12 protein-coding genes are annotated in these 12,386 nt (G+C 39.7%); 4 read left to right on the top strand and 8 right to left on the bottom strand.

Features of this window, described 5'->3' with window-relative positions:
- Nucleotides 1-33 precede the first annotated feature (33 nt).
- Genes G6Q06_RS03330 through G6Q06_RS03320 form a run of 3 tightly spaced genes read left to right on the top strand, consistent with a single transcriptional unit; the run spans nt 34 to nt 2,188 of the window.
- Nucleotides 34-570 (top strand): 50S ribosomal protein L25/general stress protein Ctc, encoded by a 537-nt coding sequence (locus tag G6Q06_RS03330; protein ID WP_205426732.1) that lies wholly within the window; start codon nt 34-36, stop codon nt 568-570.
- Complete coding sequence (gene pth / locus G6Q06_RS03325; protein ID WP_163533778.1) at nt 570-1,124, top strand: aminoacyl-tRNA hydrolase; 555 nt, start codon at nt 570-572, stop codon at nt 1,122-1,124. The genes G6Q06_RS03330 and pth overlap by 1 nt, the downstream gene beginning before the upstream one ends.
- Nucleotides 1,121-2,188 (top strand): LptF/LptG family permease, encoded by a 1,068-nt coding sequence (locus G6Q06_RS03320; protein WP_006564862.1) that lies wholly within the window; start codon nt 1,121-1,123, stop codon nt 2,186-2,188. Before pth ends, G6Q06_RS03320 begins: the two co-directional genes overlap by 4 nt.
- Here the strand turns inward: G6Q06_RS03320 and trpA are convergent.
- From trpA to wecB, 7 genes are read right to left on the bottom strand one after another with little or no spacing between them, the layout of a single operon-like run.
- The gene (gene trpA / locus G6Q06_RS03315) at nt 2,172-2,954 is read right to left on the bottom strand and encodes a tryptophan synthase subunit alpha (RefSeq protein ID WP_163535160.1); all 783 of its coding nucleotides are present in this window, start codon (nt 2,952-2,954) and stop codon (nt 2,172-2,174) included. The two genes, G6Q06_RS03320 and trpA, sit on opposite strands and share 17 nt — an antisense overlap.
- Nucleotides 2,955-2,965: 11 nt before the next feature.
- Nucleotides 2,966-3,250: an Asp-tRNA(Asn)/Glu-tRNA(Gln) amidotransferase subunit GatC gene (gatC, locus tag G6Q06_RS03310; protein WP_163565708.1), complete on the bottom strand. Its 285-nt coding sequence runs from the start codon at nt 3,248-3,250 to the stop codon at nt 2,966-2,968.
- A 32-nt stretch (nt 3,251-3,282) separates the two neighbouring features.
- Nucleotides 3,283-4,566, bottom strand: coding sequence for a nucleotide sugar dehydrogenase (locus G6Q06_RS03305; RefSeq protein ID WP_240329186.1), 1,284 nt, complete (start codon nt 4,564-4,566; stop codon nt 3,283-3,285).
- Nucleotides 4,541-5,641 carry a DegT/DnrJ/EryC1/StrS family aminotransferase gene (locus G6Q06_RS03300; protein WP_163565707.1) on the bottom strand — a complete coding sequence of 367 codons (1,101 nt, stop codon included), beginning with the start codon at nt 5,639-5,641 and terminating at the stop codon, nt 4,541-4,543. Before G6Q06_RS03300 ends, G6Q06_RS03305 begins: the two co-directional genes overlap by 26 nt.
- Nucleotides 5,641-6,219, bottom strand: coding sequence for an acyltransferase (locus G6Q06_RS03295; protein ID WP_346009249.1), 579 nt, complete (start codon nt 6,217-6,219; stop codon nt 5,641-5,643). Before G6Q06_RS03295 ends, G6Q06_RS03300 begins: the two co-directional genes overlap by 1 nt.
- Entirely contained in the window at nt 6,216-7,157 is a 942-nt protein-coding gene (locus tag G6Q06_RS03290) for a Gfo/Idh/MocA family protein (protein ID WP_163564354.1), read from the bottom strand. The genes G6Q06_RS03295 and G6Q06_RS03290 overlap by 4 nt, the downstream gene beginning before the upstream one ends.
- Nucleotides 7,121-8,275: a non-hydrolyzing UDP-N-acetylglucosamine 2-epimerase gene (wecB, locus tag G6Q06_RS03285; RefSeq protein WP_240329185.1), complete on the bottom strand. Its 1,155-nt coding sequence runs from the start codon at nt 8,273-8,275 to the stop codon at nt 7,121-7,123. Before wecB ends, G6Q06_RS03290 begins: the two co-directional genes overlap by 37 nt.
- A gap of 494 nt (nt 8,276-8,769) precedes the next feature.
- Between wecB and G6Q06_RS03280 the strand changes: the two genes are divergently transcribed.
- The gene (locus tag G6Q06_RS03280; protein WP_205435821.1) at nt 8,770-9,762 is read left to right on the top strand and encodes a glycosyltransferase family 4 protein; all 993 of its coding nucleotides are present in this window, start codon (nt 8,770-8,772) and stop codon (nt 9,760-9,762) included.
- A 39-nt stretch (nt 9,763-9,801) separates the two neighbouring features.
- On the opposite strand, the gene G6Q06_RS03275 is transcribed toward G6Q06_RS03280, so the two are convergent.
- Nucleotides 9,802-12,363 carry a TonB-dependent receptor domain-containing protein gene (locus tag G6Q06_RS03275; RefSeq protein WP_205435846.1) on the bottom strand — a complete coding sequence of 854 codons (2,562 nt, stop codon included), beginning with the start codon at nt 12,361-12,363 and terminating at the stop codon, nt 9,802-9,804.
- Nucleotides 12,364-12,386: the final 23 nt, after the last annotated feature.

Here is a 12,386-nt window from a genome sequence, read left to right as displayed (position 1 = left end):
GCGCGTTTATTTTATTTTGCTTGGAGAGTGGACATGTTAGAAGGTGAAATAAGGGGTGAGCTTAGTAAATCAGAGCGCAAGGCTGTAAGAAAGCAGGGAATGTTGCTAGCTAATCTTTATGGTAGAGAAACCCCCAATGTATATGCAACATTTAAGATTAATGATTTTATCCGCTTTGTCAAACACAAACCCAATTTAGATTTCATGGTTAAAATCGGCGAGAATGCCTATAATGTGGTGATTCAATCCTATCAAAAAGATCCCATTAGCAATACGCTTATGCATGTAGATTTAATGGTTTTACAAAAGGGGGTTAAATCTAAGTTTTATATCCCTGTTAAAATCCATGGGGTTGCTGTTGGCATTAAAAATAAGGGGATTTTAATGCTCTCTAAACACCGTATCCATGTAGAGTGCACTCCAGAGCATTTATTTTCTAACTTTGATTTAGATGTTAGCAATTTAGATGTAGGGGATGCTATTTTGGTGCGCGATTTGCAAATTCCTGCTCATGTTAAAGTTTTAGAAAATCCCAATAACGCTGTTGTCGGGGTTATTAAGGCTAAGTAATGTTGCTTGTGGGACTGGGTAATCCCACACCTACCTATGCCCATACCCGCCACAATGTGGGGTTTGACATCTTAGATTTGCTAGCACAAGATCTAGGGGTACACTTCATACACAAGGCGCAGTATTGCGGCGATTATGCTAGGATAGATTTAATCCATCTACTCAAACCCACCACTTATATGAATTTATCAGGTCAGGCCTTAGAGGCATTTTTGCGCCACCACAAACCCCGATCCATTTTAATTATCCATGATGATTTAGACCTGCCTTTAGGGACTTTGCGCTTTAAAGCCAAAGGAGGACATGGGGGGCATAATGGGTTAAAATCTATCATGCAACACTGCTCACAACCTTTTTACAAAATGAAGATCGGGATTGGCCGCGCCCATGAGAATACACGCGATGCTACTATCTCTTATGTCTTGCAACGCTTTTTAGCACAAGAAGAGCCACTCAAACAAGAAATCTTTACCCACGCTAAACAAGCCCTTTTATTTTATGTCAAAACCCAAGATTTTACAGCCATGCAAAACCAATTCACCCGCAACACATGAGATTGTGGGTATTTGTAGGGTCTTATTATGCTAAATACTGCCTAATTATCTTACTCGCCCTAGAATTTTTCTTCTTAGGCATTGATAGCCTCCAGTATGCCGAAAAATTTCCCAGTGCAGCTAATCTTATCTTGTTATTTTTTGTCTACGATGGGCTTTATGCAATCAATTATACCCTGCCCATTTCTCTACTCTTAGGCTTAGTACTTTTCTACACCGCTTTTATCCGTTCTAACCAGTACACGGCCTTACTCTCTATTGGCTATTCTATTAAAGAAATTTTAAAGCCCATGCTTTGGATCAATGGCTTATGTATCCTCATTTATGTAGGGTTAAATGCCACCCCCTTTGTTTATATGCAAGAAAAAGCACAATCTATTATTTATAAAGACAATACAAATAGCATTTCTGAAAATTTATTGGTGAAATACAACAACGATTATATTTACTTTGGCAAGATCAACCCCCTATTGCAAAACGCACAAAATGTTAAAATTTTCATGCTAAAGGATAACCAGCTTAACACCTTTGCTCAGGCTCCAAGTGCTTCCTTTGAGGGGAAATTTTGGGTTTTACACAGCGTTACTCTTTCTACTTTACCCACTCCTTTACTTTTAGGTAAAAAAGGGCTATCTGTTCAAAAACTCCCCCTACTTAAAACTCTTAAAGGTTTTCGCCCTAAGGTGCTAGATACAATTTATCAAAATAAACCCGCTGTTTCTATCACAGATGCCTTCCGCTCTTTGCATGTTCTTTATCGCCAAAAAGCAGATACCAAAAAGATTCGGGGGTTTTTATATGTCTCTATTTTTTTGCCATTCTTTGTACCCCTCACGGCTATTTTAATTGCTTACTATACACCCAATCTAGCGCGCTATGAAAATCTCGCGCTTTTAAGCTTAAAATTTATCCTGCTCTCTCTTATTCTTTGGGGGCTTTTCTTTGCTATGGGGAAATTTAGTATCTCAGGCGTGTTTTTACCAGAAGTAGGAGTCCTAGCGCCCTTTATTATTTTAATAGGGGTTAGTTTTTATCACTACACTAGACTTAACAAACGGCTGTAAGCATGGTTTGGCTAAAGCGTTGTAGTTCTGTTAGCATGCTTGAGGAATTTAGATGTTTTTCTATAATTTGCACCACAGCCGAGCCACAGATCACCCCATCTGCTCCCATAGCCAGCGCCTCTTGCATATGATCTGGCTTAGAAATTCCAAATCCTAGCAAACAGGGCACATCGTTATATTGTTTTAAAGTAGATATGACCCCTCTAGCCTCTCCTCCTAAAACCTGTTTAGCCCCCGTAACCCCCGCGCGGGCTAGTACATAAATATAGGCTTGGCTAAGCGTGGCGATGCGTTCTAAATCTGCTTTTTTAGTGTGTGGGGCGGCGATAAAAACCGGGCTAATCTGGTATTTATACGCTGCTTCTAAAAAAATTGGACTTTCTACTAAGGGCACATCAGCAACAAGTACACTATCCACCCCACTCTCAAAACAAGCGCGATAAAAGTTTTCAATCCCAAAATGATAAATTAAATTAGCATACACCAACAGCCCGATAGGGATTTTAGCGTTATAATCACGGATTTGAGAAAGCCAATTAAAATTAGAGCGCATATCCACACCCGCTTTTAATGCCCGCAAATGGCTAGCTTGAATCACCACTCCATCAGCCATTGGATCAGAAAAAGCAAAACCTAACTCTAACGCATCCGCCCCCGCATCTATTAACGCTTTGACAATTTCAAAACTAAGAGCATAACTAGGATCGCCTGACATCATGAAGGGTACAAAAACACCCCGTTTATTAAAAATTTCTGCATATCTCATTGGGTAGCCTTTTAGGTTTCAATGATCTTAGGAACATCAAAATAGCCCTCCTGAGATTGGGGGGCTTGTTTTAAAATGGCTTGTGAAACACTAGGGTTATGCACAGCACAATCTTCTCTAAAAGGGGTGTTTTCTTGCTCTAAATTGCCCACTTCTTTTAAATCCATTGTGTTAAGATTTTCTACAAAATCTAGTACCTCTTCTAAATGCGCTTTTAATTTATCATGTTCTGAGTTTTCTATTTCTAACATAGAGAGCTCAGCTAATTTTTCTAAGAGAGTGTTATTAATTTCCATTCAATTCCTTTTTATTAGGATTGTAACATATTCTAGGGTGTGTAAAGTACAACCGGTGGAGGCGGGTTAAAAAAGCGTTTTAAATCATAGATAAAACCTTGAGGCAAGAGAAGAGAGGATATTTCTAAATTTCTAAAAACACCATGCCCGATTACCAAAATAATGGCATGGTAGGTGGGGGTTTTGGGGAGTTGCTCTAAAAGCGAAGTTTGATACAGCTCCTCAAGGGTTTTAGAATCAATGAGAGGATCAAAAAGGGCTACACAACACCCAAAAGATTCTAATTCTTGTTTTAAAAGCAGGCTTTGGGTGTTGCGCAAGTCATTACAATTTTCTTTAAAACTCACCCCTAAGAGTAAAATCAAAGCCCCTTGTATGGGTAGTTTGTGGGTATTGAGTAATTGGGTGATTTTAGAGGCGATAAAATTTGGCATGGCATTATTAATTTGTCTAGTTGTTTGGATTAAAGCCGGATCATAATCTAGTTGTTTGGCTAAAAATGCTAAGTAATACGAATCAATACCAATACAATGCCCACCTACAAAGCCCGGGCTAAAGGGTAAAAAATTCCATTTGGTTTGGCAGGCATCTAAAACTTCATAAAGAGGAATATCAAGACGGGCTAATAACATCGCCATGTCATTTACAAAAGCGATGTTTAAATCTCTTTGCGTGTTTTCTAAAATCTTAGCACTTTCAGCTATTTCTATGGAACTAGTCAGATAAGTCGGTGCAATGTGGCTATAAAGCCAATCCACATAGCGCGCGCTTTCTGGAGTACTCCCAGAGGTGAGTTTAACAATTGTGTGTAAAGGCCTCTTTTCTCCAACATTGATTCGCTCAGGGGAATAGCCGATAAAAAAATCTTGGTTATACACAAGTTTACTAGCTTGTTCTAATAAGGGAGCGCAAAATTTTTGTGTGCAGGTGGGGTAGGTTGTGGATTCATAGATAACAAGCCCAGATGGGCGCAAAAGAGAGCCTACCAGAATAGAAGCGCTTTGGAGTTTAGATAAATCCGGTTGGTTATTGGCATCTATGGGGGTTGGCATTACAATAATGAAAACATCTACCCCTTCTAAATCATAAAGGTTATTTGTAAAATGCAAAAGGGGGGCTTTTGTAAAATCTATGGGGGCTATTTCTTGGTTGTAATCATGGTGGTTGGATAATTCAGAGATTCGCTTTTGAGAAATATCATAGCCAATTGTTTTAAAATGCGCTCCAAAGGCTAAGGCTAAGGGTAATCCAACATAACCCAAACCCAAAATAGCCAAAGTGGGGTTATTTTTAAACATAGGCGATGATCTGAGCAACTTTTTCTAAATCCTGCATGCTTAAACTTGTGTTTAGCGGTAGGCTTAAAATGTGTTTTGAAACACTGAGGGCGTTTGGAAAAGCTGAGGGAGGATAGCCTAAATGTTTGAGCGCTTCTTGGTGGTGGAGAGGTTTTGGGTAGTGGATAGCTGTTTGAATCCCTGCTTGTTTGAGCTTTGCTACTAGCTTATCTCGTTTAGGGTGCAAAATGGGGTATTGAGAATAAATATTTTGGCGGGTGCAGTGTTTTGTCTGGATTGTATCTAGGGGTAGTTGCAAGTTTAAGGGGCTTAAAAGAGTGTGGTAGATTTTTGCTAAAGCGCGCAGGCGCTCTAAATGCGTCTTGTAATACTTAAACTTAACTTTTAATATGCTAGCCTGCAGGGCATCTAATCTAGCATTAAGGCCTAAATAAATATGGCTATATTTTTGGCTTTGGCCATGTACGCGCAAGGCTTTAAGTTTAGCGTATAAGTTAACATCATTACAAAATACAGCCCCCCCATCGCCATAACACCCTAGTGGCTTAGTGGGGAAAAAACTAGTGGTTAAAATATCAGGCATATCGTTAGTAGCACTATCATAGGGGGCTAAAAAACTCTGAGCGCAATCCTCAATTATTACCAAATTATAAGCCTTTGCAAGCGCCTTTAACGCATAACGATCACTAGCTATTCCAAAAAGACTTAAAGGAACAATGGCTTTTGTTTTAGGAGTAATTGCCCTTTCTAAGGCGTTTAAATCTAAGTGATAAGTCTGCGAATCAATATCTACTAAAACCGGTTTAGCCCCTATGAGTAATAACATTTCTGCGGCTGCTATAAAGCCAAAAGCAGGCGTGATCACCTCATCCTCACGGCCAATGCCACAGGCTAAAAACGCCAAAAGTAAACTAGCACTCCCACTAGAAGTACCTAAGACAAATGTAAACCCAGCTTTATTAGCTAACTCTTGTTCTAGCTCTTCTACAACACCCCCTAAAATATAGCGCCCACTTCTAGCACACTGCAAAAGTGCGTCCTCAATTTCTATTGCATGTTCTTGGTGCAAGTCTGCTAGGTTATACAGATCCATTAGAGTAAGCGTACTTGGTTATTTTCTAACACATAAATAGAGCCATCTAAGCTATCTATCGCCCGGTTATTTTTAAAAACTAAAGGCTTGAGTGCCTTATCTATGAAGCGTACAAAACGCCCGGGGTTACCCTTAATCATTGCAAAATCCGGTACATCTCTAGTTACAACACTCCCTGCTGCTACAAAGGCATAAGCCCCAATACAAATCCCGCATAAAATCGTCGCATTAGCCCCAATGCTACAACCTGTTTTTAGGCGTGTGCGTAAAAACTCTGAGCGTTTGGTTTTGATAAAACTTCTGGGTCTTAAAACATTGGTAAAAACCACACTAGGCCCAATAAAAACAAAATCCTCACACTCCACCCCCTCATGCAAACTCACATTGTTTTGGATTTTACAACCCTGCCCGATACGCACTCTAGGCCCAATTACACAATTTTGCCCCACACTCACATTTTTGCCCAAATAGCTTTCCTCTAGTAAGTGGCAAAAATGCCAGATTTTAACCCCCTCTTGGATACAAACGCGCGCATCAATGTAAGTAGAAGGATGGATACTAGCGCTAGGGTGAATCAATCTAATACTTTATGGCATAGCGGATGGCAATCTGTATCTGGTTCTGAGGGTTTAGCATGACGGATGCTATCTACTAGTTCAATTGCAGAGCGCAGATCGTCTAAAGTTAAACCTTCGTTATTGATGATTTGCTGGTAATTTTTGGTGTGTAATTCTTCAAAGCCTGTGCTAAAATCAATTTCTTGTCCCTCTAGCACTAAATAGCGGTGCGCTTGATCTTGGCGCAACCCTAAATTGCCCGGGCTAACAGAGAGAAACCAAGATACTTTAGCATGCTCTAAAGTTAATAACCCCCCCATACAATGGGCTGTGTGTACATGCACTACACTATCCACTACAGCGCCAAAAATATACAACAACATATCAAAGAAATGAATCCCAATATTAGCCGCCAATCCTCCACTGCGATCTGCATCGCCCTTCCAAGAATTAAAATACCATTTTCCCCGTAAAATGATGTAGGTAAGAGAGATGTGATAAACCTTTGTAGGTTCATTGAGTAAAGTTTCTTGTATATTTTGCTTTAAATCTAGCATATTAGGGTGGAGGCGCAATTGCATGATATTAAACACACGGCGATCGTATTTTTTCTCTAAATTTTTGATCTCATCTAGTTCATTTGGATCAAGCACTAATGGTTTTTCACAAATGGCATGAATTCCATGACTTAGAGCAAACTCAATATGCTCAAAGTGTAAATAATTAGGGGTACAAATGGCTAGGAAATCTAAAAATTTTTCCTGATCCTTACAACTTAGGATATATTGGTGCAAATCCTCTAAAGAAGTGAAAAATTCGCAGTCTAAATAGTACTGATCTAAAACCCCTACGCTATCATGCACATCTACAGCACAATCTAATACATGCCCGGTTTCATAAATAGCCTTGATATGTCTAGGGGCTATAAATCCTCCAACACCAATGATTCCAAATAACATACATGCTCCTTGATAGCTTGTAAAATAAGTGAAGCGCTATGCCCCTCCCCAAAGGAATGCATACTAGCAAAACTAAGTTTAGGTTGTTCTTTAAGACTTTGCATGGCTATCTGTATAATGCGCGCTTTGTCATGCCCAACTAATACCCCCGCTCCCTCCTCTATTAATGCCTGATACTCACTCTCCTCGCGTAAAATTAAAACCGGTGTCCCACAAAAATACGCCTCTTTTTGTAATCCTCCACTATCTGTGAGTACGAGACGGGCGTGTTTAAGCATATAAAGGGTTTCTAAATAACTTAGAGGTGGCAAAATGTGGGTGTATTTTAAAAAGAGATTGTATTTTTCTAAGGCCATAGCAGTTCTAGGGTGCAGAGCTAAAAATACCGGTATTTGTTGGGCTAATTCTTCTAAGGCGCTAATAATGGCGCGTAAACAATGTGGGTTATCAATATTGCTCGCTCTATGCAAAGTTGCAAAGAAAAAGTTTTTAGCGTTAAATCCTTGTGGAGGGTGGGCATGGTTTTGATAAAACAACACATTATCTAACATCACATCTCCACTAAAATAGAGCTTTTGGTGGGGCTTTGGTTTAAAAGCATGGTAGGCTTGTTTAGTAGGGCAAAAAAGCAGTGTACTTAGTTTATCTGTAGCGATGCGATTATATTCTTCGGGCATGTTAAAGTTAAAACTTCTTAAACCCGCTTCAATGTGTATGAGTGGAATCTTTAAAAAATGTGCGATCAAGCTTCCAGCTAGAGTAGAATTAGTATCCCCATAAACTAAAATCAAATCTGGGCGTTCTTGAGTACAAATTATCTTGAGTTTAGCAAACATAAAGCCCACATGCTCTAAACGGCTTAAATGATTAGGGGCTTTTGGTAGGGTATGTGTGGGGCTATCTAGGTGTAATTCTTTGAAAAAATCCATGCTCATGTTAGCTTGGCTGTGCTGGTTAGTGTGGATATAAAACTCTTGGAGTTGGTAGGTGGCTTGTGGGCTATGGATATATGGATTTTGTTTAAGTGTAGCGCTTAAAGCCCTAGCCTTGATAAACTGCGGGCGCGCTCCTAAAATGGTGTAGAGTTTTACAGGCTTAATACTGGTAGACAATTTCAAAACGCGCGTTAAAGCCGGGTTTAACTTTGATTCAATTTGCATCATGTTTATTTATTAAAATATTTTAAGGATAGTTTAACAAAACGGTGCATAATTAGCAATGAAGTGATTTAGTTAGGTTAGCCTAAATTAAATATTTTAGATAGTAACTGACTCTGAGATGGGGATGTTGCCATAGAAGGTATTTTGTAATACGCCTAACCGGTGTTCCAATAAAGAACAGTTTCTTTATCCCAATGTTCTAAGAGCACAGCCCTAAAAATCGTTGCAAAGAGTTTAGAGTATAATGAGCGCTTTATTTTGTAATAAAGGTCAGTAAATGAGAAAAATCAAGGTAGCTTTACTTGTGGGTGAGTATTTTGGCGCATGTGGTACGGGCTATGGGGGCTATGGTTTTTTAGCCAGGCGTTTAGTGGCTAAATATCTTCCAAATATTCAAATATTCAAATATTCAAATAGATGTTCTTTTTAGGATTAATAGAAAATATTGGGGATTGTTTGCACACAAGACAATTATTGATGGTACTCGCGTTTTTGAGATACCCTTAAACGACTATTGTGCCAAAAGATGGCTCTCTAAACAAAACTACGATTTGTATCTAAGTATAGAGGCGGCTTTTCCGTTTCCTTTCCTGCATGATTTAAAAACCCCCATTCTCTTTTGGATTCAAGACCCTAGACCTTTTGGTGACTGGAAGGAAATCGAGGGGGTAAGCTTGATGAGTGAGCCGAATTATTTTGATGAGGGGCTCAATAACCTTATCCACACTCTCTACAAACAAAAGCGTATTCAATTTATCAGTCAGGCTTTTTGTTTGAATGGTAAGGCCAAGGAACTTTATAAGCTCGATGAGGAAGTGGAGATCACCTATGTGCCCAATCCTATTGAAATCGAAGAAACTTTTGATCCTGCTATTTATCCCAAAAAAGATCACATTATTTTTCTAGGGCGAATCGATGTAATCAAACGGGGGTGGCTGTTTTGTGAAATCGCTAAGCAGTGCCCCGAATATGAATTTTTTATGCTAGGACAATCTAATGAACCGCCAGGGCAAACCATGAGAATCTTAAAAGATAGAGGCTATTTTAATGTCGCCAATTTGCATTTTATAGGGCATGTAGATTGGGACATCAAAGCCACACACTTAAAAGATGCCAAAATCCTTGTCAACACTTCCATTCACGAAGCCCTACCCATTTCCTTTTTGGAAGCACTCTCTTATGGTGTTTTACTGGTGAGTAATCAAAATCCTGATGGACTGAGCGAAAAATTTGGTTCTTTTGTAGGACCTGTACTAGGGGATGGCTTTGAGAGTGTTCCCAAGTTTGTAAGCGCTCTACGCTCTTTGATGCAAGAGGAAGAAGTGCGCAAAAAACTTTCAGTAGAAGCCTTTGAGTATGTTAAAAAGGTCCATAATCTTAAGAGGTGGCTAGCCACTATGCAAGAAATCATAGAAAATATTCTAAAAAATCAGAGAACACATTGAATACAAACTACAAACACAAATCTCACGCGTTCAAATAGCTTAATACTGGTAGACAATTTCAAAGCGCGCGTTAAAACCCGGTTCTGGTAAAGCCATGCGAATCTGGCCATTTCTAGCAAGCATATCTCCATGCGGGGCATCAGCACTAGCTTGCCAAACAGAGGTTTGGCTGACATACTGCTTATTTAAAATATTATTAAAGACGGCTGATAAACGCAAACCATTGAAGCGTTTATAAGGCGGTGTCCAGTTAACAAAAATATTATGCACACCATACCCGGGTTTATGAATAGGGATTAATCCATAACCCGGATAATAAATACTATAGCCGTTATAGTACATATTTGTAACAAAGCGGCTTAGCCATGTCAGGCTTAAACCGGCGCGTTTAAAGACATAGTCGGCTTTAAGAATAAAGACATTGCCATAGGTGGCGGCTAAAGCATAGGTATCGGCTAATAAATAGTATTTACCCTTGATACTAGCTGTAGGCCAAGATCTAGCGATAGAAAAAGTACCTGTAAAGCCTTTGTATTTCACATTCCCACTCACTTCATACCCAAAAATAGCAATGGTTTGGGGGAGATTACCGGTAAGATTTTTAGCCGTAGCATTGCCCCCTCCATTTTTAGAAACATCTTGCCCGTAGGAATTAACAAAGTTATTAATCACCTGATAAAAGCTAGCGCCACGGATATTAAAATAAGGGCTACTATAGTCTAAATTAAATTCTACATTCTGCCCAATGGCTGGTTTAAGATTTTTTTCATAGATCACACTTGGATCGCGCATTAACACCCCATCACCGGGCAATGCGCCCTTAGTAACATAAGCATAAGAGAGTTTTAAGCCCAAGTTCTCAACGGGGTTATATAAAATAGTCGCGCTAGGGCTAAAACCGGAGGTAAAATGATTATCCCCATCTTTATCTTTTAATAAATAAATATCATAACGCGTACCCGCCCCTATGATGAGGTTTTTTAAAAAGTTGTAATTAGCCTGCACATACCCCCCGATGATATTGCCCACTCCATAGGAATTTTGGGGCAAATCACGATAAGCCGGATTAGCCACGCTCATGTTTTGGTTATATGCATCATCAGGATCCATATAGTAGTGGCGGTAGGGTAGTCCTGGACCGGTTGGATCATTGGGGTTAATATTGCCCGGATACAAGCCATTTTTTTGGGGCAAACCGGAGAAAGCGGTGAGGTTTTGATAAATCGCGCCGTATTCAAAGACATTTTCATAATCAGGGCTAATGGGGTGTTGGACTTTAACATTGACCCCAGAGTTAATGAGGAAAATATCGCGTTGCAAAGTCCCTTCAGCATCAGCATTGCCTAAAGTCCAGTCATTAGCTTGGGGATTTTGTGCATTAGGAGGAGTCATATCATAGGCTTTATATTTTGGAATCATTTGTTGCCCGCTTGCATTCGCGCTAATATTATAACCCCCACCGGGTGCGGGAGTGATTGTACCTTTCTGACAACTACTAGGATTAAGTGCGCACCATTGATTTAGCTCTTGGATATAATAAGGGTTAGTGGGCTCATTTGAAGTAACTCCAAAAGGATTATTCACCGGTTTATAATTGCCATTGCGCACATTTAAAAAGGTTGTTGCGCTGATACGGGGTTTATTAAAATCACTTCCTCCTTCATGGTTGTATTTAAAAGAAAGGTTATGATTAACATTGATCAAATAAGCCAGTTCTTTACCAAAATCAATTAAAAAGGGGGCTGGCTGGGTACCCGGCTCATTAGCCTTACTCCAAGCACTAGTGGCATTAGGGCGCAATAAACGAGTAGAGTCATAGCGCGTCATGTTATAACTCACGGCTAAACTATCCTTTTCATTAAAATAACCATTGATTTTAAATAAAATATTGTTTTGCTGGCTAGGACTCCCAATAACTTTATCGCTTGCAGCCGGATTATTAATATCATAAGTGGGGTGGAAGAGATTTTTCATAGCGTTATTGCCATCGCGGTAGTAATAAATATTTTGGTTAGTGTAATAACCTAAAATATCCCACTTTGCAGCGCGGTAAGCCGCGATAGTGTTAACACGGTAGCCAAAGTTAGTGTAAAAACTCACCGCAGCACTGCTCCCATAATCTTGTCCCTTGCGCAAAAAATCATTTGCCCCGATGGTTTCCATCGCCATTTTCCCGGCAATAGCTCCCGGTCCAGCTGAAGCACTAGCCGCGCCTTTAATCACATCAATTTGTTTAAGCATTCCTGGATCAATAATGGTGTTGCTATCATGGTGAAACATATTCCCATTTTGAGCTGCTCCATCAATAGTAACGCGCAATAAACGACTCTCCATGCCCCTCACATAGATTTTTTGCGCCATTAACCCTCCCCCAGAAACATTTACATCAGCCCTTGTTCTAAATAAATCATTGATCTGATTACTTTGTCGTTGTTGTAATTCTTTACGGCCAATTTTCATTTCATTATTATACTCAAAGGTGCGCTTGCCAAGAGTGGTTACCTTACCTAGCACCCGTGACTCCTCAGCCAAAAGCGCCCCAGCCCCTGCCACACTTAAAGCACAAATAGTATGCCCCCATTTCTGTTTGATAGATAACATTTTATGATTTTTTGAATGCATGG

The sequence above is a fragment of the Helicobacter suis genome (assembly GCF_902196135.1).
GTDB lineage: Bacteria > Campylobacterota > Campylobacteria > Campylobacterales > Helicobacteraceae > Helicobacter > Helicobacter suis_A.
Note: the sequence above shows the minus strand (reverse complement) of the source record. Positions and strands in the feature narration are given on the sequence as shown.